The organism is Streptoalloteichus tenebrarius (genome assembly GCF_024171885.1).
Lineage (GTDB): Bacteria > Actinomycetota > Actinomycetes > Mycobacteriales > Pseudonocardiaceae > Streptoalloteichus > Streptoalloteichus tenebrarius.
The window spans coordinates 81,581-107,047 of the sequence record NZ_JAMTCP010000022.1; the positions used below are offsets into that span (position 1 = coordinate 81,581).

18 protein-coding genes are annotated in these 25,467 nt (G+C 73.1%); 2 read left to right on the forward strand and 16 right to left on the reverse strand.

What is annotated here, in order from left to right; genetic code table 11:
• Window positions 1–9: 9 nt before the first annotated feature.
• The 9 genes from LX15_RS18765 to LX15_RS18805 all read right to left on the reverse strand — a co-directional run bounded on the left by LX15_RS18765 (window position 10) and on the right by LX15_RS18805 (window position 17,426).
• The gene (locus LX15_RS18765) at window positions 10–8,604 is read right to left on the reverse strand and encodes a non-ribosomal peptide synthetase (protein ID WP_301304860.1); all 8,595 of its coding nucleotides are present in this window, start codon (window positions 8,602–8,604) and stop codon (window positions 10–12) included.
• Window positions 8,601–9,242 (reverse strand): GNAT family N-acetyltransferase, encoded by a 642-nt coding sequence (locus LX15_RS18770; protein WP_253670921.1) that lies wholly within the window; start codon window positions 9,240–9,242, stop codon window positions 8,601–8,603. Before LX15_RS18770 ends, LX15_RS18765 begins: the two co-directional genes overlap by 4 nt.
• A gap of 1,041 nt (window positions 9,243–10,283) precedes the next feature.
• Window positions 10,284–10,841 carry a hypothetical protein gene (locus tag LX15_RS18775; RefSeq protein WP_253670922.1) on the reverse strand — a complete coding sequence of 186 codons (558 nt, stop codon included), beginning with the start codon at window positions 10,839–10,841 and terminating at the stop codon, window positions 10,284–10,286.
• 570 nt (window positions 10,842–11,411) lie between these two features.
• Window positions 11,412–11,960, reverse strand: a complete 549-nt coding sequence (locus LX15_RS18780; RefSeq protein ID WP_253670923.1) for a hypothetical protein — start codon at window positions 11,958–11,960, stop codon at window positions 11,412–11,414.
• Window positions 11,961–12,177: 217 nt separating this feature from the next.
• Window positions 12,178–12,918, reverse strand: a complete 741-nt coding sequence (locus LX15_RS18785) for an SDR family NAD(P)-dependent oxidoreductase (RefSeq protein WP_253670924.1) — start codon at window positions 12,916–12,918, stop codon at window positions 12,178–12,180.
• 103 nt (window positions 12,919–13,021) lie between these two features.
• Window positions 13,022–13,444, reverse strand: a complete 423-nt coding sequence (locus LX15_RS18790; protein ID WP_253670925.1) for a nuclear transport factor 2 family protein — start codon at window positions 13,442–13,444, stop codon at window positions 13,022–13,024.
• A gap of 249 nt (window positions 13,445–13,693) precedes the next feature.
• The gene (locus tag LX15_RS18795) at window positions 13,694–15,382 is read right to left on the reverse strand and encodes a PucR family transcriptional regulator (protein ID WP_253670926.1); all 1,689 of its coding nucleotides are present in this window, start codon (window positions 15,380–15,382) and stop codon (window positions 13,694–13,696) included.
• 59 nt (window positions 15,383–15,441) lie between these two features.
• Complete coding sequence (menC, locus tag LX15_RS18800; protein WP_253670927.1) at window positions 15,442–16,548, reverse strand: o-succinylbenzoate synthase; 1,107 nt, start codon at window positions 16,546–16,548, stop codon at window positions 15,442–15,444.
• Window positions 16,545–17,426, reverse strand: coding sequence for a GNAT family N-acetyltransferase (locus LX15_RS18805; RefSeq protein ID WP_253670928.1), 882 nt, complete (start codon window positions 17,424–17,426; stop codon window positions 16,545–16,547). Before LX15_RS18805 ends, menC begins: the two co-directional genes overlap by 4 nt.
• 511 nt (window positions 17,427–17,937) lie before the next feature.
• Here LX15_RS18805 and LX15_RS18810 point away from each other — a divergent pair.
• Window positions 17,938–18,483, forward strand: a complete 546-nt coding sequence (locus tag LX15_RS18810; RefSeq protein ID WP_253670929.1) for a hypothetical protein — start codon at window positions 17,938–17,940, stop codon at window positions 18,481–18,483.
• A 71-nt stretch (window positions 18,484–18,554) separates the two neighbouring features.
• Here the strand turns inward: LX15_RS18810 and LX15_RS18815 are convergent, their stop codons facing one another.
• The 5 genes from LX15_RS18815 to LX15_RS18835 all read right to left on the reverse strand — a co-directional run bounded on the left by LX15_RS18815 (window position 18,555) and on the right by LX15_RS18835 (window position 22,579).
• Complete coding sequence (locus tag LX15_RS18815; RefSeq protein ID WP_253670930.1) at window positions 18,555–19,019, reverse strand: SRPBCC family protein; 465 nt, start codon at window positions 19,017–19,019, stop codon at window positions 18,555–18,557.
• Window positions 19,020–19,021: 2 nt separating this feature from the next.
• A complete protein-coding gene (locus LX15_RS18820; protein WP_253670931.1) occupies window positions 19,022–19,288 on the reverse strand; it encodes an acyl carrier protein in 267 nt (88 codons plus the stop codon).
• Window positions 19,289–19,305: 17 nt separating this feature from the next.
• A complete protein-coding gene (locus LX15_RS18825; RefSeq protein ID WP_253670932.1) occupies window positions 19,306–20,547 on the reverse strand; it encodes a ketosynthase chain-length factor in 1,242 nt (413 codons plus the stop codon).
• Window positions 20,544–21,812, reverse strand: coding sequence for a beta-ketoacyl-[acyl-carrier-protein] synthase family protein (locus LX15_RS18830; protein ID WP_253670933.1), 1,269 nt, complete (start codon window positions 21,810–21,812; stop codon window positions 20,544–20,546). The genes LX15_RS18825 and LX15_RS18830 overlap by 4 nt, the downstream gene beginning before the upstream one ends.
• Window positions 21,813–22,165: 353 nt before the next feature.
• Window positions 22,166–22,579: a hypothetical protein gene (locus tag LX15_RS18835; protein ID WP_253670934.1), complete on the reverse strand. Its 414-nt coding sequence runs from the start codon at window positions 22,577–22,579 to the stop codon at window positions 22,166–22,168.
• A 64-nt stretch (window positions 22,580–22,643) separates the two neighbouring features.
• On the opposite strand from LX15_RS18835, the gene LX15_RS18840 reads away from it, so the two are divergent.
• Window positions 22,644–23,462: a serine hydrolase family protein gene (locus LX15_RS18840; protein ID WP_253670935.1), complete on the forward strand. Its 819-nt coding sequence runs from the start codon at window positions 22,644–22,646 to the stop codon at window positions 23,460–23,462.
• On the opposite strand, the gene LX15_RS18845 is transcribed toward LX15_RS18840, so the two are convergent.
• Both LX15_RS18845 and LX15_RS18850 read right to left on the reverse strand, forming a co-directional pair.
• On the reverse strand, window positions 23,397–24,125 hold the full coding sequence (locus LX15_RS18845) for a peptidoglycan recognition protein family protein (RefSeq protein WP_253670936.1): 729 nt from the start codon (window positions 24,123–24,125) through the stop codon (window positions 23,397–23,399). The genes LX15_RS18840 and LX15_RS18845 overlap by 66 nt on opposite strands.
• Before the next feature lie 968 nt (window positions 24,126–25,093).
• Window positions 25,094–25,261, reverse strand: a complete 168-nt coding sequence (locus LX15_RS18850; RefSeq protein ID WP_253670937.1) for an MYXO-CTERM sorting domain-containing protein — start codon at window positions 25,259–25,261, stop codon at window positions 25,094–25,096.
• Window positions 25,262–25,467 lie beyond the last annotated feature (206 nt).

The following is a 25,467-nucleotide window of genomic DNA, read 5'->3' on the forward strand; positions in this document are numbered from 1 at the left end:
CCCGGTGGCTCAGGGGGCGAGGAGGGTCGCGGCGGGCACGTCGAGGTCCTCGGCCATCCGGCCGAGCAGCCGCCGCAGCGACGCCGCGAGGCCCTCGACCTCGGCCCTGGTGAACAGGTCCGGCCGGTAGTCGAGGGTGACGTGCAGCCCGTCCCCGGGGATCACCACGAGCGTCAGCGAGTAGTGCGCCGCTCCCCGGAACTCGGTCGCGACGACCTCGACGCCGGGCAGGGGACGACGCAGTCGCTCCGCGTCCATCGGGTAGTTCTCGAACACCAGCAGGGTGTCGAACAGCTCGGGAAGACCCGTGATCCGGTGCAGTCGGGTCAACGCGGTGTGCTGGTGGGGCAGCAGACCCGCCTGCTGGTCCTGGAGGCGCGCCAGCGCCGCGTGGACCGGCTCGTCGGGCCGCCACCGCACCCGCACGGGCACGCTGTTGCTGAGCAGGCCGATCATCGTCTCCACGCCGAGGATCTCCGGCGGGCGTCCGGACACCATCGCGCCGAACACGACGTCGTCGCGGCCGAGCCGCCGTCCCACCAGCAGGCCCCACGCGCCCTGCACGAGGGTGTTGAGCGTGAGGGCGTGGTGTCGGGCCCGCTCGGCGGCCGCCGAGACCAGGTCGGCGGGCAGGTGCAGGGCCACCTGCTCGGGGCGGACGGCGACGCGCGGGGCTGGCGCGAGCAGCGTGGGCTCGGTGATCCCCGACAGCGCCTCCCGCCACGCGGCGTCCGCCGCGTCGGCGTCCTGCCCCGCGCGCCACGAGAGGTAGTCGCGGAAGGGCACGACCCTGGGCAGCGCGTCCTGGTCGGCGTCCGCCGCGTACAGGGCGAAGAGGTCCCGCATGATCAGCGGCGCGGACCAGCCGTCGGACAGGATGTGGTGGCTGGTGAAGACCAAGCGGCACCGCCGGTCCGCCAGCCGCAGGAAGGTGAGCCGGACCAGCGGCGGGGTGGCGAGGTCGAACCGCTCGGCGAAGTCCCGTTCGGAGATCTGGGCCGCCACCCGCTCTGGATCGTCCTGTTTGGACAGATCGTGCTCGCGCCACGGCAGGGCGACCGACGCCGGCACGACCTGCACCGTCCGGTCACCGGACACGACGGGGAAGGCCGCCCGCAGGTTCGCGTGCCGGTCGAGCAGGGCCTGTCCGGCCGCCCGGAGCCGTCGCGGGTCGAGCCCGCCCTCGAAGGTGAAGACCGCCTGCGACGTGTAGACGTCGGGGGAGCCGTCGTCGGGCAGCAGCCGCGTGTGCCGGGCCATCACCTCCTGAAGCGGGCCGAGGGGCAGCACGTCCGTGAGACCGGGATAGTCGGCCTCCAGCCGCTCGATCTCCCGCTGGCCCACCGACACCAGCGGCAGATCGGAGGGCGTCCGACCGCCGGCTCCTGGTCGCGCGACGTGCGCGGCGAGGCCGTCCAGCGCGGCGAACCACGCCTCGGCCAGCGCGCGCACCTCCTTCTCGTCGAACAGCCCACCCGGCCACGACCAGGTCACCGTCAGCTCCGGCCCCTCCGGTCGGTCGTGGGTGAGCGCGTTGACGCTCAGGCTGTGAGGCATCGGCGAGGCCGGGTCGGCGCCGCTGCCGAGGGCGCGCTCGCCCACCGGTTCCCAGTCGGCCGCCTCGCCGGGCATGCCGAACCGGCCGAGGTAGTTGAAGCCGATCTGGGGCGTCAGCTCGCTGCGCAGGCAGGACGCGGTGTCGTCGTTGAGATACCGGAGCATCCCGTAGCCGATTCCGTGGTCGGGGGCCGACCGCACCTGCTCCTTGACCCGCTTCACGGCGGCGCCGACCGTGTCCGCGCCGGTGCGCATCTCCTCGTCCGTCAGCACTCCGGGGCCGATCCGCACCGGGTGGATGCTGGTGAACCAGCCGAGGGTGCGCGAGAGGTCGACCCCGTCGAGGATCTCCTCCCGACCGTGGCCCTCCAGGTCCACCAGGAGACCGTCGCACCGTCGGCCGCGCCACGACTCCACGGCCATGACGAGCGCCGTCAGGAGGATGTCCTGCACGCCGGCGTGGAACGCGGCGGGCACGCTGGTCAGCAGCGGCGCGGTGCGGTCCGTGGGCAGCGACAGCGTGAGGTGGCGCGCCGTGGCGACGGTGTCCCGCGCGGGGTCGAACGGGCGCGCGCCGATCAACCGGTCGGGGCCGCTGAGCACGTCCCGCCACAGGGCCAGTTCCCCGGTCCGCTCCGGTGTGCGCGCCTGCTCCGCGAGGAGCGTGGACCAGCGCCGGAAGGACGTGCCGACGGGCTCTAGCTCGGGTGCGCGGCCCGCGGCGACCGCCTCGTACGCGGCACGCAGGTCAGGCAACAGGATGCGCCACGACACGCCGTCGACGACGAAGTGGTGGAGCACCACGAGGAGCCGGCCGGGTTCGGAGCCGGCGTCGAACCAGACGAGGCGTGCCACGATCCCGCTCGCGGGGTCCAGAGCGTCCCTGGCCGCCGCGGTGTGCTCGGCGACGAGCGCGTCAAACGCGTCCGCGCGCGATTCCCCGGGCGATTCCGTGGACACGCCGGCAGGCGCTCCGGTGTCCAATGAGGACACATCAACCCGGTGGACGTGGTCCTCGGCCCGAACCGCGCCCTCGGGCGCCACCGTGAGCCCCCACGACCCGTCGCCGTCGGGCACCACGCGCAGGCGCAGCACGTCGTGATGATCGAACACCGCCTGAACGGCCGAGACCAGCGTGTTCCACCGCATGTCCGCCGGCGTCCGCACCAGCATCGACTGGAAGAACCCCCGGATCGGCGCGCCCGTCTCGGCGAACCGCCGGAACACCGGGGTCAGCGGCACGTCGCCGACGCCGGCGCCGCGTTCCTCGGCCACCAGGCCGGTCTCCCCGACCTCCCTGGCGACGGCGGCCAGCGCGGCCACGGTCCTGCGCTCGAACACCTCCCTGGCCGAGACCACCAGCCCGGCCTTCCGCGCCCTCGCGATCAACTGGATGGCGACGATGCTGTCGCCGCCGAGGTCGAAGAAACTGTCGTCCACCCCGACCGACGGCAGCCCGAGCACCTCCGCGAACACCTCGCAGAGCGCGTGCTCGACCGGAGTGGTCGGGGCGCGCCCCGAGGACAGTGCGCCGAAGTCGGGCGCGGGGAGAGACCTCTGGTCCACCTTGCCGTTGGGCAGCACCGGGAGCGCGTCCAGGACGACCACCGCCGAGGGCACCATGTAGTCGGGCAGCGTGCCCGCGACGGCGGCGCGGACCTCCCCGCCGTCCAGCCGCGCCCCCGGCTCGGCCACGACGTACCCGACCAGCTTCCGCACGCCGGGCTGGTCCTCCCGCACGACCACCACGACGTGCCGCACGCCGGGACGTGCGGCCAACGCGGCCTCCACCTCGCCCAGCTCGATCCGGAAGCCCCGCACCTTCACCTGGTGGTCGGCCCTGCCCACGTACTCCAGCTCGCCGTCCGGCAGCCACCGCACGAGGTCGCCGGTCCGGTACATCCGGTCGCCCGCCGCGCCGAACGGGTCGGCGACGAACCGCTCCGCCGTCAGGCCGGGCCGTCCCAGGTAGCCGCGCGCGACACCCGGACCCGCGACGTACAGCTCGCCGACGACGCCGACCGGGACCGGGCGCAGGAACCGGTCGAGCACGTAGGTCCTGGTGTCCGGGTCCGGGCGCCCGATGGGGACGACGTCCGCGTCCGCCCGGCCGTCGTGCTCCCACAACGTCGTGTTCACCGTGGCCTCGGTGGGGCCGTAGGCGTTGAAGAAGCGCCGGCCCCGCGCCCACCGCCGCACGACCTCGGGCGAGACCTTCTCCGCCCCCGCCACCAGGGTCACGTCCTCGGGCAGGTCGCTGTCCGCCGGGAACAGGGCGAGCAGCGAGGGCGGCAGACCGAGGAAGTTCACCCGGTGTCGCCGCACGTACTCCGCCAACGGCTCACCGGGGACCCGCGCCTCCGAGGGGCAGATCACGAGCGTTCCCCCGGACAGCAACGGGATGAGTGTCTGCCAGAAGGCCGCGTCGAAGCTCGGCGACGCGAAGTGCAGCGCCCTGGTGTCGGCGTCCACGCCGAACCTGGTCGTCTGGGTGGCGAGGAGCTTGCTGATCCCCGTGTGGGCCACGACGACGCCCTTGGGCTTGCCCGTGGACCCCGAGGTGTAGATCACGTACGAGGCGTTGTGGATCGTCAGTGGCGTCGGGAGGTCGGTCTCGGTCAGGTCCGTGTCCTGGTGGTGCACCAGCTCGTCGAGCGTGACCAGGTCGTCGAGGACCACGCGGGCGACGTCCGGGGCGACGCCCCCGGCCGCGCCCTCCTGGACCGATCGGGTCGTGAGCACGCACACCGGCTCGGTCTCGGCGAGCATGTGCGCCAGCCGGTCCGCCGGGTAGTCGGGGTCCAACGGCAGGTAGACGCCACCCGCCTTCTGCACGGCCAGCAACGCCAGGACCATCTCGACCGAACGCGGAACCATGACGCCGACGAACCGCTCCGGCCCGACGCCCCGGGCGACGAGCAGGCGGGCGAGCTGGTTGGCGGCCGCGTTCAGCTCCGCGTACGACAGGGAGACGACGCCGTCCTCCCTCGCCGGAGCATCACTGTCCTGATAGGACGGATCTCCGTCTCCGCCCTCCTCGAACACCACGGCGATCGCGTCGGGTGTGCGCGCGACCTGCTGTTCCCACAGCTCCGGCAGGGTCGCCGGGGGCAGGCCGCTGTCGGTGTCGTTCCACTCCACCAACACCCGCCGCCGCTGGGATTCCGACAGGGTGTCCAGACGCGCGACGAGGGTCTCGGGCGCGTCGGCGTAGGTGCGGAGGATCCGCCCCAACGCCTCGGCGAGGCGTTCCGCCTCGTCCCGTCGGAAGAGGTCCGGCCGGTAGCCGAGGCCGAGCCGCAGCCCGTCGCCGGGGATCACGACGAGGGTCAGCGGGTAGTGCGTGGCATCGCTGACGTCCACCGAGCCGAGCCGCAGGCCAGGGGCCAGTTCCCGCCCCTCCCCCGCGCTGAGGGGGTAGTTCTCGAACACCAGCAACGTGTCGAACAGCTCGGTCTGGCCGAGCATGCGGTGCAAGCTCGTCAAGGCCGTGTGCTGGTACGGCATCAGCCGGGTCTGCTGCTCCTGGAGCCGGGTCATCACGGCGGCGAGCGAGTCGTCCGGCCGGGTCGTGACCGGCACCGGCAGGGTGTTGCTCAACTGGCCCACCATCGTCTCCACACCCGGGATCTCAGGTGGACGCCCAGAGACCATCGCGCCGAAGACGACGGTGTCCCGTCCGGTGACCTGGCCGAGCAGGAGACCCCACGCGCCCTGCACGACGGTGTTGACCGTGACGCCGTCCCGCCTCGCCCGCTCGGTCAGGGCCGAGACCAGGTCCGACGGCAACTCCACGTCGAGCCGCTCCGGGCGGGGCGCGGCGCCACCGTCCTCCCCGAGCAGGGAGTCCGGCGGGGCGACCAGGGTGGGTTCGTCCACTTCGGACAGTGCATCGCGCCACGCCGCCTCGGCCGTCGCGTCGTCCTGGCGGGCGCGCCAGACCAGGTAGTCCCGAAACGGGACCGCCCTCGGGAGCCTGCCGCCCCGGTCCGCGTACAACGCGAACAGCTCGTGGGTCAGGACGGGCATGGACCAGCCGTCCAGGAGGATGTGGTGGTTGGTCAGCACGAGCCGGTGCCGGTCGTCCCCGAGGCGCACCAGGGTCATCCGCAGCAGGGGCGGCCGCGCGAGGTCGAACCGGCGCGTGAAGTCCTCCCGCGCGATCCTCCGGGTCTCCTCGTCCTGTGTGGACTCGTCCAGCCCCGACAGGTCCTCGGCGCGCCACGGCAGGGCGGCGGAGCGCGTGATCACCTGCACGGGCTGGCCGTCGGCGGTCTGCGGGTAGCAGGCGCGGAGGGTGGGGTGACGGTCAACGAGCGCCTGCCCCGCCGCGCGCAGCCGCGCGCCGTCCACCGGCCCGTGCAGGGTGAAGACGACCTGCACCGCGTAGACGTCCGGGGTCTCGTCGTCGCGCAGGAGCGAGTGGAAGAGCAGACCCTCCTGCAACGGGGTGAGCGGGAGGACGTCGTCCAGTCCGCCGCATTCGCGGTAGATGACTTCGAGCCGCTCGATGTCGCGTTGGGTCAACGACACCAACGGCAGGTCCGACGGCGTGCGGCCGCCCGCGCCCTCGCGGGCCGCGTGCGCGACCAGCCCGTCGAGGGCGGCGAACCACGCCTCGGCCAGCTCACGCACGTCCGCCTCGTCGTACAGCTCGCCGGCCCAGCTCCACGTCGCGACCAGCTCAGGACCGCCGGTCCCGTCCTGGCTGAGCGCGTTGAGGTTGAGCCCGTGGGGCAGCGGGGCCGACGGGTCCTGGCCCGCCGTCAACGCCTCGCCGTCCGGAAGCGGCGCCCAGTCCGCCGCCTCGGGGACCGTGAACCGGCCGAGGTAGTTGAAGCCGATCTGCGGGGCCGGCGACGCGGCCAGCTCCGGTGCGGTCGGGTCCAAGAGGTGACGGAGCAGGCCGTAACCGATGCCGTTGTCCGGGACGGCGCGGAGCTGTTCCTTGACCCGCTTGAGGGCGGCGCCCACGGCGGCCCCGCCGCGTCGGACGTCCTCCTCGGGCACCTCGCCGGGGGTGATCCGCACGGGGTGGACGCTGGTGAACCACCCCACCGTCCTGGAGAGGTCGAGGCCGTCGACGATCTCCTCCCTGCCGTGGCCCTCCAGCCCGAGCAGGACGCCGCCGGCGGTGTCGACGCCGCGACGCCGGCGCCAGCCGTCCACCGCCAGTGCCAACGCGGTCAGCAGGACGTCGTTGACGCCGGCGTGGAACGCGGCCGGCACGGTGGTCAACAGGGGTGCGGTGCGCTCGGCCGGCAACGTCAGCGTCAGGCGACCCGCCGTGCCCGCCGTGTCGCGTCCCGGGTCCAGCGGACGGGAGGTGAGCAGGGGATCGGGGCCGTCGAGCAGGGCGGACCACGTCTCCACCTCGGTGGAGCGCTGCTCGGCCTGTTCGTTCAGCACCCGCGCCCACCGGCGGAACGAGGTGCCCACGGGCTCCAGCTTCGGCGTGCCGCCCGCCGCGACCGCCTCGTAGGCGGCCCGGAGGTCGGGCAGCAGGATGCGCCAGGACACCCCGTCCACCACGAAGTGGTGGAGCACCAGCACCACGCGCCCCGGCCCGTCTCCGGCATCAATCCACACGACCCGCGCCACGACACCGGCCGCGGGGTCGAGCAGCGCCGACGCCGCCTCCGTCTCACGAGAGACCACTGTGGACAGTTCGTCCTCGGTCATCCCGTGCGCGGGCACGCGCGAGACGAGATCGCGCGCGGAAACCGACCCGGGCGGAGGGACGTGGAAGCGCCAGTCCGCGCCCTGTTCGCAGGACACCGAGGCGCGGAGCACGTCGTGGTGGTCGATGACGGCCTGAACTGCCTCGACGAGGTGGTCGAGGACCATGCTGGGGGGCGTCCGCACGGCCATGGCCTGGTACAGCCCGGCACTGGGAACGCCGCGCTCCCGCACCCACTGAAAGATCGGCGTGGGGTCGACGTCGCCGACGCCACTGCCCGGCTCCTCCCCGACCGTGCCGGCCCCGACCGTGCCGGCCCCGACGGTGTTGTCCCCGCCGTCGCCGAGGACTCCCGCCACGGCGGCCAGCGCCGCGACGGTCCGGCGCTCGAACACGTCGCGCGCGGTGATCGACAGGCCGGCACGGCGGGCGCGGGTGATGAGCTGGATCGCGATGATGCTGTCGCCGCCGAGGTCGAAGAAGCCGTCGTCGACGCCGACCTCGGGCACGCCCAGCACCTCGGCGAAGATCGCGCAGAGCGTCTCCTCGACCGGGGTGCGGGGCGCGGTGGCCGCGGGCGACGGCTCGAAGACCGGAGCGGGCAGCCCGCGTCGATCCAGTTTCCCGTTGCGCAGCAAGGGCAACCGGTCCATCACCACGAACACGGACGGCACCATGTAGTCGGGCAGCCGCTCGGCCAGCCACCGCCGCACCTCGCCGGCGTCGAGCACGTGGCCGTCGGCCGGCTCCACGTAGCCGACGAGACGGCGGTCGCCGGGCCGGTCCTCGCGCGCCACCACGGCGACCTGCGCGACACCGGGGTGCCCGGCCACCGCGGACTCGACCTCGCCCAGCTCGACCCGGAAGCCCCTGACCTTCACCTGGTCGTCGGCCCGACCGACGAACACCAGGTTGCCCCCGGCGTCCCACCGCACGAGGTCGCCGGTCCGGTACATGCGCCGGCCCGGCTCGCCGAACGGGTCGGCGACGAACCGTTCCGCGGTCAGCCCTGGCCGACCCAGGTAACCCCTGGCCAGGCCGGCGCCCGCCACGTACAGCTCGCCGACCTCGCCCACGGGGACGGGCCGCAGCGACCCGTCCAGGACGTGGACCGCGGCGTTGTCCAGCGGCGTCCCGATCGGAACGCTGTGCTCACCGGCGGCGCGCCCGGCGGCGACGGACCCGGTCTCCTGAGCGGTCATGGCGAACCTCTCCCCCAGTGCGGCGACGAGTCGGGCGGACACCTCAGACAGGCGCTTCAGGCGGACGGCCTCAGGCGCGTGCCCCAGGCGGACGGCCTCAGGCGGGTGCCTCAGGCGGACGGTCTCAGGTGCGTGCCCCAGGTGGTGTCCGAGGCGGTGCCTCAGGCGGGCGTGGGAACGTCCGCCGGCGTGCGCGGGTAGATGAACAGCGCGGCGCGCTTGTGCGGCAGGTCGACCTCGCCCAGGAAGTGCAGCCCCAGCTTGACGTCCATGCGGCGCGCGGCCTCGTTGCGCGCGTCGGGCTCGGACACGATGCGGGCGCACTCCGGCTCGGCGGCGAACACGCCGTCGATCACGGCCCGGAACAGCTTCCCGCCGATGCCCTTGCCGATCCGGTCCTTGTCGCCGATCGCGACGTGGTAGCCGACGTCGTGCGGCCGGGCGTCGTAGTGGGCGGCGACCACGTCGCGCGCGGCCCGGTACAGCTCGACGTAGGCGAAGGGCTCGCCGTCGAGGTCGACCACGAACGGCCGCGAGTAGGTGCCCGCGAGCTGGCCGGCGAGCGCGTCGGCCCACCGCTGCCTCGGCCACGCCTGGTCCCAGAACGGCGCGACGTGCGGCGCGTTCATCCAGCCGTGGATCAGGTCGAGGTCCTCGCCCTCGGGACGCGCCAGCCGCATCCGCCACGGGCCGGCGAGCACCGGGACCGGCGGCGGGCCCACCGCCAGCACGGCGGGGTCGAGCCCCTCCCGGATCTCCCGGCTGTACTCGGCGTCGGCCGCCGGCAGGTCCCCGTTCTCCACCGTGTTCACCCTGATCCAGCCCTTCCCTGTCCCGGCTCGTGACGTCGACGGGCGGCCGGCGGCGCGGGGCGCGCGCCAACCAGGACCCGCAGAAGTGAGGTGTAACCTTATTCCGATCAGAGGCGCACGGGGCGGCCGAATTCGCAGTCCAGATCACAACCGGCGGCGCGGACCGCTCGCGGGCGGTCCTGAAGGAGCTGGGCGAGCTGCGTCAGTGACGAAACGCGACCGGTCAGGCCCCCGGCCTGCCGACTGGTCTGATCCCGCGACGCGGCCCGCCGACGCGAGCGGCAGTGAGAGAAGCTTCGGAGCGAGAAGCGGAGCAACGGCGGCGGCTTCGATGTCCGCTCCGACGACCATCACCGGCCTGTTCGCCGATTGCCGATCAAGAAGCCCGGCCGGCGCTCCCGCCGACCCCTCCGCCCCACCTACCCCAGGTCAGCCCCCACCCGCCCTGGGGGGCGAGCCCCGCTCCAGCCTACCGGCGAACACCCCTCGCGCGAAGGTCACACCAGTTCGCTGTGGACAACTGCGTTCCCTGTGGACAAACCCATCGCCCGACAGGGCGACAGGCTTGACAGCACAAGAAACAGGGACCAACACCCGTCCGTCAGACCGGGAACACCATCACCTGAAGACAGCCCCCACCCGCCCTGGGGGGCGAGCCCCGCTCCAGCCTACCGCGATACACCCCCAGGCCAAGCGGAACATTGGTCCGCTGTGGACAACTCCGGAGCCTGTGGATAAACCTGTCGCCCATCAGAGCGAAAGGGTTGACAGCACGGGAAAACGTGGCTCCCGCTCGGGAGCACCGCAGTGCGCCCCTGGAAGGGAGCCCCAGGAACCCCACCCTCCCGCCAAACCCAGCTCCGGCCCACACCTCGCCAGGGCCAAGATCACCAGGCCGACCCCGAGAAGCCCGACGTGCCCGCGCGGAAGGACACCGCGCGAGCACGTCGGCGAACATCCCAGGAGACGTCCCAGGAGACGTCCCAGGAGAAGACGTCCCGGGACAGACAAGGACAGGTGGGGAAAGCTGGACTACTTGGGCCGGACCACGAGGTCCCCGGAGTCCAGCGACAGCAGCTCGCTGGCCATCTCCGTGCACCGCCCCATCGGCTCGCTCGCGGGCACCCACACCCAACCGAGCTGGTCGCCCGCGGACGAGTCGTGCGCGGTGAAGGAGACGCCCATCCCCTTGATGTCCACGCCACCGGCGGCGGTCCCGCCGGTCACTCTGCCGGTGAAGACGGCGCGGCCGTCCGACCCGGGCAGCAGGCAGTCCAGTGTGCCCTCCAGGTTCCCGATCACCGTGCCGTCGGGCTTGCTGTGCCGGCCCTGGAAAGTTCCCCTGGTGAGCCCGCCGCGGGTGTGGACGTCGATCTGGAACCAGATCTTGTCGCCCGCGTACTCACCCGAGGACGCGGTCAACGTGACGTTGGCGGTGCCCACGACCCGCGGCCCCGCCCCGTCGGTGTCGTCGGGGTTGTCGGTGTTGGTGACGCCGGCCCACGCGACCGGCGCGGACAGGGCGAGCGCGACCGGAACGACCGCGAGCGCGGCTGTCCCCGACCATCGGGCGCGCGACGGGACGCTCATCTTTCCCCCAGTTCTGGTGGTTTCCGCGAATGACGGGTGTGTTGGCGCAGCCGGAAAGCCCGCTCACGACGCCGACGCCCCCGACGCCCGACCCCCTGTCTCTGACCGGCGTCTCCGCCTAGCCGACAGCAGCGGGGAAGAGAGGCGCAAGAAGCATGGGGCGACGACGACCCACGGACTCATGCGGCGATCGGCCCGGCACGGAGGGGTGGACGACGTTGGCCGCCCCGCGCCGGGGCCCGGTTTTCCGTGCCTGGTGGTGGTTCTCCGATCCGACGCCGTTCGGCACGTCGGCGCGGGCCACACGATGCCGTTGATCAACGCCCGTTCGCCTCCCCGTGTGGGGGATATTGCGCCGCGCTCTCCCTCGACGTCATAACCCACGGAAAGGACCGCTTCTGCCACCTGCTCTCCTTGGCACGCAACCGAATGGCGCTCCCGATGGGTGCGAACAGGTCAGCCGTGCGGTTGGCTCGCCGTTGCCGCAGAAGGAAAAACCACCAGAACGGCAACGCGGGCGGAGGGAAGGCCCTCCGCCCGCGTTGGCTATCCGTTACTCGGGTTCGATGACTACCGCCGCACGCTGTAGTTGCCGGAGTCCAGCGGCAGCATCTCCACCGCCCGCCGCTGGCACGGCGGCAGCAGCTCGCCCTGCGGCACCCAGGTCCAGCCGAGCCGGTCGCCGGCCCACCGGTCCTCCACGGTGAAGGACGCGCCCATGCCGATGGGGCTGCTGCCCCCGGCCGCGGTGCCCTTCGTGATCGCGCCGGTCGCGGTCGCGGTCCGGTTCCCGGTCCCGCTCACGGTCAGGCAGTTGATGTAGCCCTCCAGCTCGCCGATGACCGTGCCGTCCGGCTTGCGGTGCTTGCCACGGAACCACCCGGTGGCGACGCCCGAACTCCCCTGCGCCCTGGCGTCGAACTCCAACCAGATCTTGTCTCCCTCGTACGGCCCCGACGACGCCGTCAACGTGACGTTGGCGGAGCCGGCGAGTCGCGACCCCCGCGCGGCGTCGTCGCCGCCGTCGGCGGCGACGGCCGAGGTCGCGGTGACGACCGCGACCGGGAGCACGGCGACGGCGGCCAGGCCGACGGCTAAGGCACGCCAGAACAAGCCCATGATGTCCCCCAGTGATCGTTACTTCCCCCATAGGTCGTAACCTGTGACAGGTTCTGCGACCGTGCGTCCACGGTGCCGACATGATCTTTCGCCTGCCTCCCCCATGTGGGGGATATTTGGACTCGACGAAAGTCGGAGGCGATCACCACGAGTAATCAGGCGGAAGTGAGCGGGAAGGGCGCGCGCCCCCTCCCGCTCACCCGCGCGTGGGACGTGCTCAGATCGAGTGACCGCCGTCGATCGCCAGCGCGGTGCCCGTCACGTACCGGGCCTCCTCGCCGACGAGGTAGGAGATCATCGCCGCGATGTCGGAGGGCTCCCCGAAGTGCCCGACCGCGGTGAGCGCGCGCTGCGCCTCGGCCGCCGGTCCGTCGGCCGGGTTCAGGTCGGTGTCGATCGCGCCCGGCTGCACCAGGTTCACGGTGACGCCGCGGTCGGCGAGGTCCCTCGCCAGCCCCTTGGTCAGCCCGACCAGCGCGGACTTGCTCAGCGCGTACGGGGTCGCCCCGGGGAAGGGCGTGTGCCGGCTGAGCGCGCTGCCGATGCTGACGATGCGCCCACCCGGCCCCATGTGGCGGGCCGCCGCCTGCGACGCGACGAACACCGAGCGGACGTTCACCGCCAACGACAGGTCGATCTGCTCCACCGTGATCTCGTCGAGCGGACCCATGACGCCCACCCCGGCGTTGTTCACCAGGATGTCGAGCCGGCCGAACTCGGCCACGGCGCGCTCGACCGCGTTGACGACGGCCTCGCTGTCGGCGGCGTCGGCCTGGACGGCCAGTCCCCGGCGGCCCAGGGCCCGGATCCCCTTGACCACGGTCTCCGCCTGGTCGGCGGACCGGACGTAGGTCACCACGACGTCGGCTCCCTCACGGGCGAGCCGCTCGGCGACGACCGCGCCGATCCCCCGGCTGCCCCCGGTCACCAGCGCGACCTTTCCCATCAGATTCGACATGATTTCATTCCTTTCCTTCACACGTTTTCACACGCTTTTCGGGCACGCGGAGACGCACCGCGAGAACAGTGGCGGAACGACGAAGAGAATTATCGCTGTTTCTTCACGCGTTCGAACGGCCGTCGAGGACCACGTCCACGACCGCCGAGGGGTCCCAGTAGTAGGGGCGGAACTCGGTGACGAGGCCGTCCACAACGGTGTTCAACTGGAGGATCGTGGTTTCCAGCGCGCGCCCCGTCGTCCTGGCGACGAAACGGACGCGCAGGAGGACCGCCACCCGCTCGTCGTCGGCCACGTGCTGTCGGTCCAGGAAGTCGATGGCCTCCCAGCACTCGGCCATCGCGAGCATGAAACGCTCCAGACCCTCGTGACCACGCCAGACACCGCCGTAGGGCAGGCCGGGCGCCGAGTAGAGCACCACGTCCGGCGCCAGGAGACCGGCCAGGGGAGCGAAGTCGGCGACCCCGGGGCCACCCGCGGCCATATAGGCACGCTCAGCCTCGTAGAACTCGTCGAGCACCCTCATCGCGCCCCTACCCCGAAAATCGGGCTGACCGTTCTGAGAAAAGGCGCTCCCGCTGGCGCTCACTATTCTTCCTCCTGGTCACGCGTTCCGTGCACGACCTATTCAAGCAACGAACCCCCGGTGACGCTGGCGTCTTTCGGACACCACGTTTTCCCCGCACGTCCGGCGCTCGTTCGCGGTGACGCGCCGGGGCGGGGAGACCCGACAGCTCGCGTCACGGCCCGTTCGGTCTGAGGCAGGGCGACGACGTCAGTCCGGGTCGGGCCGGGAGGACCGGGAGGGCCGAGAGGACAGGGAGGACCGAGAGGACAGGGAGGACCGGTGGAGGCGGAGTTGGAGCGCGACACCGAAGCGGGCGTCCGGGTCGGTCAGGTCGAGTCCGCTGATCTCGCCGACGCGGCGCAGCCGGTAGCGGAAGGTGTTGGGGTGGACGTGGACGGAGGCCGACGCCGTCGTCACGTCCCCGAAGGCGTCGAGGTAGGCGGCCAGCGTGTCCACGAGGTTCGTGCCGTGTTCCGCGTCGTAGTCCAGCAACCTGGCGAACGCGTCGGACGGCGGATGGCGCTCCGCGGCGACGATGTCCGCGAGTTGGAGCAGGAGCGCGTCGGTGTGCACGTCCGCGTACCGCACGACCTGCCCGCGCTCCGGCCGGGCACGCAGCACCCGTAACGCCCGGTCGGCGTCGGCGCGGGAGAGCCCGACCTCGGCGAGGGTGGAGACAGCCCTGCCGACGCCGATCCGCGGCGCGCGGCGGGGGCCGGTGCGCGCCACGAAACTCTCGGCGACCCGCACCGCCCGGATCTCCGCGTCCGCCCCGTCCCCGTGCGCGGGCAACACCGCGTACACCACACCGCCCACGAGCGCCGCCGCCGAGCGGGGGTGGACGGCGCCCAGGTGCAGGGACAGGGCGTCGCACAACCGTTGCCGGTCCGACTCCTCACCAGCCGGTCCCCGGTCGCCCAGCCCGATGTCGGCACTCGGCGGCTCGGCCGCGAGCACGCACAGCCGTTCGGTCGCGATGCCCAGTCGCGCGGCGGCGTCACCCGCGCCGGATCCGCCCTCCAGCACGGTCGCGAGGAGGTCGGCGTGCAGCCGGCGCTGAACGTCCGCGCCCGCCCGCTGCCGCAACAGTCGCAACGCCACGACCTTCGCGGCCTCCACGAACGCCTGCCGGCGCGGTTCGGACAGTGGCGCGCGCACGGCAGCCCACATCGACCCGAGGACCTCGTCGCCGGCGCGCACCGCCACCGCGCAGCGCGGGATCATGCCGGGCCGGCCCAGATCCACGTGGATCGGCTCCCTGCTCCGGTAGAGCCGGCGGAACACGTCCTGTTCCGCGAGCAGGGACAGGTACTCCTCCGGCACCTGCCGACCCAGCACCGTGGCCACCCGGCCCGGGTCCGCCTCGTCCTGACGGCCGGAGAAGGCCAGCACCCGCGAGGAGCGGTCCTCGATCGTCACCGGCGCGTCGAGCAGCTCGCTCACGGCGTTGGCCAGCGCGAACAGGTCTCCTGGCTGGGCGTCGTCCGGTCCGCCGGCGCCGACCATGTCGTCCTCGGCGAGCACGGACCGCACCAGCGCCGCGACCTGGGACCAGGAGGCGGCCCTGGTGAGGCCGAGCAGGGCCACGCCGCTGTCCCGCACCGCGCCGCGCACGGCGTCGTCGACGATCACCGGCGCCTTGACCACCAGGCCGGCTCCGCCGGCCGCGCCGAGCGCGACGAGCAGCCCCACGACGTCCGACGGCTCCCGCACCCCGACGCCGAGCACCAGCCCGCCGCGCGGCACGACCAGCTCGTCCAGCGGGTCGTAGATCACCACCGAGGTGACCTCGACGTCGAGGTCCCCCGGCGGGCAGGCCACGTCCAGCACCGTCCTGCCGAGATCGGCCAGGACGCGGCCCAGGTTCCTGCGGGGCGACGACCACGGTCGGGACATGCGGACACGTTACGGCCGGACGCGTCCGCTCCTCCGCCGCCGAGCGCGGCGCGCCACCGTCACGGCGTGATCCACTCGGTCCGCGTGGTGACCTCCGCCAGCACGTCCTCGTCCGGCTCCACGCCGAGCCCGGGGCCGGTCGGCACCGGGAGATGCCCGTCGACCAACCGGAAGGGCTCGGTGAGGTCCCGGTGGTAGTAGCGGTCGGACGCGGAGGTGTCGCCCGGCAGGACGCAGTTCGGCAGGGCCGCGAACGCGACGTTGGCCGCCCGGCCCAGCCCGGTCTCCAGCATCCCGCCGCACCACACCGGAATCCCGTGCGCGGCGCAGACGTCGTGGACCCGACGGGCCTCCAGGTAGCCGCCGACCCGGCCCGGCTTGATGTTGACGACCCGGCACGCGCCCAGCGCCACCGCGTCGGCGGCGGCACGCGCCGAGGTGATCGACTCGTCGAGGCAGATCGGGGTGCGCAGCCGCTCGGCCAGCGCCGCGTGCCCGCGCAGGTCGTCCTCTGCCAGCGGCTGTTCCACCATCAGCAGGTCGAACGCGTCGAGCCGGGCGAGGTGCCGCGCGTCGGCCAGGGTGTAGGCGGCGTTCGCGTCCACCTGGAGCAGCAGGTCGTCGCCGAACCGCTCCCGCACCGCGCGGACCGGCTCGACGTCCCAGCCTGGCGCGATCTTCAGCTTGATGCGGACGTAGCCCTCGTCCCGGTAGCGGGCGACCGCGTCGAGCAGGGCGTCGACCGAGTCGGTGATCCCGACCGACACCCCGGCCGGCACGCTCGTCCTGACCGCCCCGAGGTAGGAGCCGAACGACATCCCCGCGGCGCGCAGCCGCACGTCCAGCACGGCCATCTCCACGGCCGCCTTGGCCATCGGGTGCCCCCGGAACCGGGCGAAGGCCGGCCCGCAGGCCGCCGGGTCCGGCGCGGCCATCCCGAGCAGCGTCGGGACCAGGTGGCGTCGGACCACGTCCTCCGCGGCGTCGACGTACTCCGCCGAGTACAACGGGTCGGCCATCGCGACGCACTCGCCCCACCCCTCGGCGTCCGGGGTCACCACCCGGACCAGCAGGACGTCCCGCTCCGTCTCCACCCCGAACGAGGTCCGGAACGGCGCGACGAGCGGCATCGCGACCCGCCGCAGCTCAACACCGGTGATCTTCACTTGTCCGCCTCCACCACGTACCAGCCCGCGCGCGCCATCCCGGTCACGCGCCACCCCTGCGCCATGCCCTCCCGGAGGGCCGCCCTGACCTCCACCCGCCACCGCCACGCGAGGTCCCCGTCGACCGCGCGCAGCGCCTCGACGTCCTCGGGCACCGCGACCAGGCAGGCCCGCCCGGCGCGCCAGGCGTCCGCGCGGGGCAGGGGTTCTCCCGAGGCCGTCCGGTCCAGCCGCACGCAGCCCGTCTCCCGCAACCGGTCCACGTCGGGCTCGTGCCAGGCCCCGGCCGCCGCCGCGACGGCCCTGGGGCTGTCCAGCCGCCATTCCGCCACCAGCCGGTCGGAGCCCGCGCCCGCGTTGAGCGCGTCGGTCAGCTCGCCGTAGAAGTCGACCAGGTAGGCGGTGGGCAGGGCGCCCAACCTGGCGATGTTGAAGAAGGCGTTGCGGCGCACCAGCGGATCGAAGGTCCACTTGATCACCGTGACGCCCCTGGCCAGCGCCCACGCCCGCTGGTGCAGCTTCAGCGCCCTGCCCACGTGGCGGCCCCGGTGTCCCGGGGCCACACCCGTGATGTGCGAGTGGAGGTGCCCGTCGGCGGCGAAGAACGCGACCGCCGCACCGACCAGCTCCCCGCCCAGGTAGGCCCCCGCGACGTAGCCGCCGGTGAACTGGATCGCCCTGACCAGCGCGGAACCGATCGGCGGGTCCTCCTCGGACCGCCAGATCCGCCGGAACAACGCGGTGGCCGCGTTCTGCGCGTCCACGTCGGAGAGTTCGGCCAGTCGCAGACCCGCGCGGCTGGCGACGGCCTCGGCGGCCCGCCATGCCTCCGTCTCCAGCGCCCGCCTCCCTCCGACCGGCGCGTGGGCCCTCGTCATCACGTTCCTCCCACTGTCCTCTGTGGATCCGGAGAGCCCAGGCGACGGCGGGGACCCGCCAGCTCCGCGCCGCCGGCCCTCACGCGGGCGTCCGGCTTCCTGGTGATCCGCCCCGGGCCCTGGGCCACCGTGCGGACGGCGTCACGGGCACGACGCTAGGGGGCTCCTCGGCCGAGGCACTTCGTCCTGATCCACCAATCGGCGGGGTGGTCGTTGTCAGCCCCGCACGAAGCCAACCCCTCCCCACGGCCGACGGCGACCGGTGATCACGGCGTTGGCGGCGCGTTCGCGCCAGGAGCGACCATGAAGTGCACCCAGACGGGTGAAGATGGCGCGGGGTTCCCTGATCCATCCGGTCGGGTGAACGACCGGGGAACCGGCACGGCCCGTACAGCGTCAGTGCCGGTCGACGCGGGCCGACGCACCCCGGAACACGTCCGTGCTCCACCGCGCCGTGTCACCACACCGGAGGACCACGACAGCGGCAACGCCACCCGGGGAGGAAACACCAGTGCGACGTCTCGGCCTCGCGCCCGCCGTCATCGCGACCGCCCTCATCGCGATCACGATCAGCCCCCTGCTCACGGCGTGCCAGGACACCGCCGGCGGTTCACCCCAGGCGGCGGCCAGCGGGGCGAGCGCCACCACGGCGTCGTCCGCCGCGTCATCCGCGACATCGTCCGCGTCGGTGCCGCCCTCGGCCACGACCTCGTCGCGGCCCGGCGACACGGACGCTCCGCCCACCATGACGAACACGGCCCTCCCGACCACGCCCCCGCCGCCCTCGGGACCGGTCGTCTGCGGCCAGGTGCCCGTGCCCGCCACGGGAGGGCAGGCCACCGTCATCGCCGACGCGGGCCCCGGCGGCCCCGTCCCGTGCGCCGACGCCCTCCGGATCGTGCGGACCTACCTCCGGGAGGCCCCGTCCCGGGGCCAGGGCTCGGCGGGCGTCCTCGACGTCGAGGGGTGGGAGTGCGCGACCGCGTCCATGGGGTCGACCACCCCCGGCCGCGCCACCTGCCGGAAGGACGGACGCTCCGTCCACACAGGACAGTGAGCCGGGAACGGGCCGCGCCGGCGGGGTGACCTCCGCCGACGCGGCCCTCGGGAGGGTCCTTCCGGCCCGGCTCAGGAGACGGCGAGAGCCGCGTAACGCTGCTCCAGCCGCTGCTTGATGTGGGCCATCTGCACCTTGCTGCTGCTGTTGATCTTCTCGGCGACGGCCTCGTCGCCCCACGGGGCGTCCGACCGCATCTGGAAGTCCTGCTGCCAGCGCATCTTCACGCCACCGGGGACCTCCTCATAGGTCCAGTGCAGACGCATGTACTCGAACCAGCCGAGTTCGATGCGCCGCGCCGTCACCGTGCGGTTGGCCTTGTCCATCGTGCGCTCGGAGATCCACGTCCACACCTCGCCGTTGGGCAGCGGGTGCATGGTCAGGCGGAAGCGGATCGTGTTGTCCTTCCGCTCCAGGACCTCGGCGCTGGCGTACTCGGTGAACAGGTTCGGCCAGTCCTCGACGTCGTTGGTCCAGTCCCAGACCAGGTCGAACGGGGCCTCGATGACGATGGTGTTGTCGGTGTGAGCGGCCATCCTCAACGCACCCCCGCCCTGATCTGCTGGTTGACGAAGTCGACGGCCGCGTTCGGCGTCGGCATGTGCGCGACCGTGTCGTCGGGCATCGGCACTCCCGTGCGTTCCTGGATCCTGGCCTGGAACGCCAGGACCGCGAGCGAGTCGTAGCCCAGCTCGGCGAACGGTGTGTCGCCGATGTCCCCGTCCAGGTCGACGCCCTCATCGACACCCGCGCAGGACCGCATGATCTCGACAAGGTCCGTCAGGGTGAACTCGGTGGGCTGCATGCCTTTCCTCTCGTCGTTCAGTTCGGTGCGGCCGCCCGCAGCACGAGGGCGGAGTTGAAACCGGGGTAGCCCCTGGCGAGCACGAGCGCGGTGCGCAACGCCGCAGGGCGGGGCCGGTCGAGCACGAGGTCGAGGTCGACGGCGGGGCGACGCACGTTGACCACCGGCGGGATGACGCCGTCCCGCATCGCCAGCAGGGCCGTCACCACGTCCAGGGCGGCGCTGCCCGCCACCAGCCGCCCCGTCGCGGCCTTGGTGGTCGTCACGGGCACCCCGCGCGGCCCGAACACCTCGGTCAGGACCAGGGCCTCGGCGGCGTCGGCCTCCGCGCGGCCGTCGGCGTCGGCGAACACGACGTCCACATCGGACGGCGCGACCCCCGCCTCGGCCAGCGCGGTCTCGACGGCCCGCCGCAGTCCTGGCGGCCGGCCCGTGTCCGGGGCCGGGTCGAACGTCGCGGCGTGCCCCGCCACGACCCCGTAGGGCCGCGCGGCCCGCGCCGAGGCGTGCTCCGCCGACTCGACGACGAACATCGCGCCGCCCTCCCCCGGCAGGAAGCCGCTCGCGGCCTCGTCGAAGGGCAGGTACTCGCCGGCGGCGCTGAGCATCCCCCCGGCGATCTGGGAGGTGAAGGCGGCGGGGTTCAGCGCGGCCTCGGTGGCCCCGGTGAGCACGATCCTCGACCCCTGCGCCAGGGAGCGCCTGGCCTGGGCCACGACGTCGAGCCCGCCGGCCTGCTCGGCCACGAGCACGCCGGACCAGCCCTTCATCCCGTGCCGGATGGACAGTTGGCCGGTGGTGGCGGCGTAGAACCACGCGATGGACTGGTACACCCCGACCCGGCTCGGCCCCTCCGCCCACAGCGCCTGGAGCTCCCGCTGGCCGAACTCGTTGCCGCCGGAGCCGCTGGCGGTGTGCACGGACAGCTCGTACTCGGGCAGCTCCGCCGGGTCGACGCCGGCGTCGGCCAGCGCCAGTTCCCCCGCGAGCAGGCCGAAGTGCGTCCAGCGGTCGGTCTGCACCACCAGCCGGCTGGGCACGCGGGCGCTGTCGAAGTCGGGGATCTCCCCGGCGACGCGGATCGGGTAGCCGGTCGTGTCGAAGCGGGTGATGGGCCGGATGCCGCAGGCGCCGTCGAGCAGGTTGCGCCAGTACTCCTCCAGCCCGACGCCGATCGCGGTCACGGCGGACATCCCGGTCACCACGGCACGCGCCGTGCCCCGCGCGAGCGCCGGCGTCGCCGTCGCGGCGCTGGTCATCGCCCACCTCCCGCCGGCCCGCGCAGGACCATCGCCGTCTGGAAGCCGCCGAACCCGCTGCCCACGGACAACACCGCGTCCACCCGGCGCTCCCTGGCCACCAGCGGCACGTAGTCCAGGTCGCACTCCGGGTCGGGGTTGTGCAGGTTCGCCGTCGGGGGCACCACGTCGTGGTGGATCGCCAGCACCGAGGCGACCACCTCCAGCGAGCCGATCGCGCCGAGGGAGTGGCCGACCATCGACTTGATGGAGCTGACCGGCGTGCGGTAGGCGTGCTCGCCGAGGCTGCGCTTGAAGGCCGCGGTCTCGTGCCGGTCGTTCTGCTTGGTGCCCGACCCGTGCGCGTTGACGTAGTCGACCTCGTCGACGGGCATCCTGGCCTCGGCCATGGCCAGGCGGATCGCCTCGGCCATCTCCACGCCGTCGGGTCGCAGGCCGGTCATGTGGTAGGCGTTGCAGCGGTTCGCGTAGCCGTCGATGGTGGCGTAGATCCTGGCTCCTCGCCGCCGCGCGTGCGGGAGCGACTCCAGCACGAGCACGGCGGCGCCCTCGCCGAGGACGAAGCCGTTGCGCAGCGCGTCGAACGGGCGGGAGGCGTGTTCGGGGTCGTCGTTGTTCGGCGAGGTCGCCTTGATCGCGTCGAAGCAGGCCACGGTGATCGGGGAGATCGGCGCCTCCGACGCGCCGGCGACCATCACGTCCACCTCGCCCTCGGCGACGAGGCGGGCGCCGTGCCCCACGGCGTCGAGCCCGGCCGTGCAGCCGGTGGAGACCAGCGCCACCGGGCCCTCGGCCCCGGCCAGCCACGCGACCTCCGCCGCGACCGAGCTGGGCACGAGGTGGTGGTACAGGTGCGGGATGGCGTAGCGCGGGTCGACCTCCCACCGCGCGCCGCCGTCGCTGAGCACCACGTACTCCCGCTCCAGGCTGATCGTGGCGCCCACGGCGCTGCCGATGCTCACGCCGACGCGTTCCGGTGGGGCCTCTCCTGACACGCCGCTGTCGGCCAGCGCCTCGGCGGCGGCCACGACCGCGAACTGGGCGCAGCGGTCCATGCGCCGGACCTGCTGCGGCGACAGCCCGTGCTGCGCCGGGTCGAAGTCGCACTCGGCGGCGATGCGCGAGCGGTAGCCGGACGCGTCGAACCGGGAGATCGCCCTGGTCGCGGTCCGGCCCGCGGTGAGCAGCTCCCAGAACTCCTTGACGCCGACGCCGCCGGGGGCGACGACGCCGAGCCCGGTCACGGCCACCTGAAGGCGGGTCACCCGAGCGCCTCCACCGGACCCCACGGTCCCCGGCTCGCGGTCGTCTTCTCTCTCGGGCGGAACATGGCGACCTTCCTGACTGTGTTGCCGGTCAACGGTTGGAAAGGCAACGCGCGCCCCCGCCCCTGCTTCAACTCGTGCCACCCACGGGTGTGTCATTCACCCACTCGTACGCGTGGCAAATACCGGCTGTCGGGCGGTCCGCTCACTCTTCGTGCAGACCACCGCACCAGTGGTTGTCGAGGTCTCGCCACGCGGCCGCCGCGAGCACTGGCCACCCTGGTGTCGGGGAGGTCCCGCGCCGGTCGCCGGGGTGGTGTCGCCGGCGACCGGCGCGAGGGCGTCCCGGGTCCTCAGCCGGTCTTCAGGTGCGCCGCGTAGCAAGGAGGTATGACCGCGATGACGGGCCGACGGCACAGGGTCGGCATACTCCTGGGCGCCCTGCTGACGCTCGCGCTCGTGGCCAGCGCGCTGCTGGAGGCGCCAGCGTCCCTCCACTCAGGACAGTCCGTGCGGACGCGCGGGTCCCCCGACCCCTCGGGGTCCCCGGGGACGGACCAGGCCGGCGCCCGCCCGTCGGCGGGGTCGCCGTGGTTGTCGGCGATGGCGCCACTGGGACCGGAGTCGGTGCTGTCGGTCCGCACGCCCGGCTCCCACGTTCCGCGGGGGACGTGGGGTACGGGCACAGCGGGCTCGGCACCGTCGGCCCTGTCCATGCCCTCCATGCCGTCCATGCCCTCCATGGACGCCATCGCCTCGCTGCTCACGCTGGAGCCCCCATTGGCATCCGTTCCGGCCCCTCCCTGGACAGCGGCGGAGTCACCGACGGACATGTCGGCGGCGGGCGCGGCCTCGGCGCCACCAGTTCCGGCGCCCTCGGCTCGGCCGTCGCCTCAGGGCCCGTCGCCTCCGGCCCCGTACGGCCCGTCCCCCGAACCGAGCCGTCCCGACGTCGCGGCGGCGGCGCGCGCGGCGGCGCCGACGGCCCGGCTCGGCCTGCTGGTCGTGGACCGGGTCGGTGGGCGCACGGTCGCCGAGCTGGAGCCGGATCGACAGTTCGCCAGCCAGTCCCTGGTGAAGCTGCTGATGGCGATGGACTGGCTGCTCACGCACGGACCCCCTGACGAGGAGCGGCGGGCGCGGCTGGTCCGCATGCTCGGCGTCAGCGATGACGGCGTGGCCGACGAGCTGTGGTCGACCAACGGCGGGCCGGACATCGTGCGGCGGATGAGCGAGCGGGTGGGCCTGCGCGGGACGACGCCCCCGGCCGATCCCTCGATGTGGGGTGACACCCGGACGACGGCGGCGGATATGGCGGCGCTTTACCGGTACCTGTTGGAGCGGGCTCCGAGGGAACACCGCGATCTGGTCCTCGACGGGCTGCGCGCGTTCTCGCCCACCGCCGCGGACGGGTTCCGCCAGGCGTTCGGCATCCCCGCCGTCGCCCAGGGGCGGCCGTGGATCGGGAAACAGGGCTGGGCGTGCTGCCTGCCGGGCTACGCGCTGCACACCACGGGGCTCGTCGGCGCGGACGAGCGCTTCGTCGTGGTGCTGCTCAGCGAGCACCCCACGGCGCTGGGGTGGTCAGCGGCCGTCACCGCCGTCAACGCGGCCACCGCGGCCCTCGCTCCCGCCCTCACGCCGTCCTGAGCCGTGCCGGACGACCCTCGGCCCCTTCTGCTGCTCGCGCAGCCCCATGAGTTCGGCGACGTCCCGGCGCACCTGCTCGAACTGCCCGGCGAACCCGTCTCCGGGGCACTCGGTGGCCAGCCAGTCCCGGTGCCGGGAGATCGTGTGCACGGCCTTGGTCAGACCACTGTCCGGGTTGCGGTACTCGATCACCCCGAGCGGGTCGAGGTTGCAGGCGCGGCAGAGCAGGGCGAGGGTGAGGGCGAGACTGCGCCGGGCGGGGGCCGTCGGCCCGTCGCTCGCGAAGGTGCCCAGCAGGCAGATGCCGATGTTGCCCGGGTTGCAGCCACTGACGTGGCCGGCGGTCACCGCGCGGGCGGTGCCGTTGGTCGGCAGCCGGTCGAGGACGGGCAGCAGGTCGCTGCCGGAGTGACGGCCCTCGTAGATGGTGCCGAGCGGGTCGATGAGGAGGTGGTACCCGACGTCGCCCCATCCGCGCTCCACGCAGTGGAACCGGTAGACCGCCCGGACGGTCTCCCGGGGGTCGTCGGCGACCGGGGTCGCCGAGTGGTGCACCGTCACCGCCTGCACCGGGGAGAACTCCCTGGGCCAGACCTCCTTGCCGTCGCTGTCGAACCGTAACGACTCGTCGGCGCCCCAGCCGGCGCGGGTCAGGAAGGACACGGCACACCCCCGATCCACAGTGGACGGTCGAGTCGGCGCGGCGCTCCGACCACGACCTGCCGTGCCCGCCCGTCAGGGCGGGACCGTTCGCGATTCTTCCTACCGGTTCGACGGAATCGACGGAATCCGCCAGTGGGGCGGTCCGCCGGAAATCCGTCATCGGACTCGGGGCCGGTCCGCCGGACGGCCACCGCCGACTGCTGGGTTCCCCGGCAGGGCGGGCACTCTCCGGCCCTGGCTCCTTTCCCGGTCGATTTCGGGAGGGTCACCGGGGTTCCACCGGGAACACCGCCGCGCGTTCGACGCGCGACGGCCGGACGGCCACGGGGCTGCGCTGGCTCGCACCCGAGACGACCTTCGCGATCCTCGCCCTGGTCGGCGTCGCCGTGCTCGTGCGGTGGCTCCGCACCCTGGTTCCCGACGCCTCGACGCGCGGTGGGTCGGGGCGCCCCAGGCCGTGAGCGGACCGGGGAAATCTCCACGCTGATCCTGGGAGCGGTCCTCAGGAGGCCACCCAGGCCCCCAACTCCGGCGGGTCTGGGGAGAGGAGCACGCGGAACGGGCGCGCGGACGAGAAGACGCGGGAGGTGGCGCGGAACGGGGAGGAACTGGCCGAACTCGCCGGGGTGGTCAGCCGGATGGTCAGTGCGCGGGAACGGGACAGGAGCAGGTTCGTCCCTCCGCTTCCTGCGCGTTCGAAGGCTTTCTCGGAACTGGCGGGCCGATACCGTGTTCCCCGCCGTTCTCCTGCCCGAAGCCGCCGCGTTCGCCAGGGAGCACATGCTGGCGGCCGTCGGGGAAACCGAGGAGGTGGACCCGAACCTCCGCGCCGTGCGGGCCGAGATCGAGCGAATCCGCGGATCTCGCCGAGCCTGACCCCCTGCGGCGCGCCGGCGTCTCACCACCGGGTCCTCTGCTCGCCATCGCGGACGAGGCCGATTCGTCGACGCTCTGCGCACGCACGGGCGTCAGGACCTCGCGCGCTCCCGGCGACGGTGGAAGAGCACGGCGAGCCCGGCCGCGAGCATCACGATCAGCGCCAGCTCGACACCGCCGACGCTCCCGATCATTCCCACGAACAGGGTCAGCACCATCGTGAGCCCGAAGAAGACCAACAGGGACACCAGTCCGGCCACGCCCGCCTCCGCCCGATCACCAGGGCGCCCGACTGCTCCCCTTCCCCCATCTCACCGGGAAACAGGTCGGCTGTCATGAGTCATTCGTGTGATGAGGGCTGGAGAGCGCGCCGCAGTCGTCGGCCGATCCGGCGGCCGGCCCACAACACCGGAAACGCCCCCACAACACCCACACCAGCCGGCACCGCCGCCTGCCACACCCCAAC

What these genes read in the sequence shown, in the direction of transcription:
- LX15_RS18775 (WP_253670922.1), bottom strand. Translation starts at nt 10,841, where the DNA reads ATGAGCGTCCCGTCGCGCGCCCGATGGTCGGGGACAGCCGCGCTCGCG.
- LX15_RS18780 (WP_253670923.1), bottom strand. Translation starts at nt 11,960, where the DNA reads ATGGGCTTGTTCTGGCGTGCCTTAGCCGTCGGCCTGGCCGCCGTCGCC.
- LX15_RS18785 (WP_253670924.1), bottom strand. Translation starts at nt 12,918, where the DNA reads ATGTCGAATCTGATGGGAAAGGTCGCGCTGGTGACCGGGGGCAGCCGG.
- LX15_RS18790 (WP_253670925.1), bottom strand. Translation starts at nt 13,444, where the DNA reads ATGAGGGTGCTCGACGAGTTCTACGAGGCTGAGCGTGCCTATATGGCC.
- LX15_RS18795 (WP_253670926.1), bottom strand. Translation starts at nt 15,382, where the DNA reads ATGTCCCGACCGTGGTCGTCGCCCCGCAGGAACCTGGGCCGCGTCCTG.
- LX15_RS18805 (WP_253670928.1), bottom strand. Translation starts at nt 17,426, where the DNA reads ATGACGAGGGCCCACGCGCCGGTCGGAGGGAGGCGGGCGCTGGAGACG.
- LX15_RS18815 (WP_253670930.1), bottom strand. Translation starts at nt 19,019, where the DNA reads ATGGCCGCTCACACCGACAACACCATCGTCATCGAGGCCCCGTTCGAC.
- LX15_RS18820 (WP_253670931.1), bottom strand. Translation starts at nt 19,288, where the DNA reads ATGCAGCCCACCGAGTTCACCCTGACGGACCTTGTCGAGATCATGCGG.
- LX15_RS18825 (WP_253670932.1), bottom strand. Translation starts at nt 20,547, where the DNA reads ATGACCAGCGCCGCGACGGCGACGCCGGCGCTCGCGCGGGGCACGGCG.
- LX15_RS18840 (WP_253670935.1), top strand. Translation starts at nt 22,644, where the DNA reads ATGTCGGCGGCGGGCGCGGCCTCGGCGCCACCAGTTCCGGCGCCCTCG.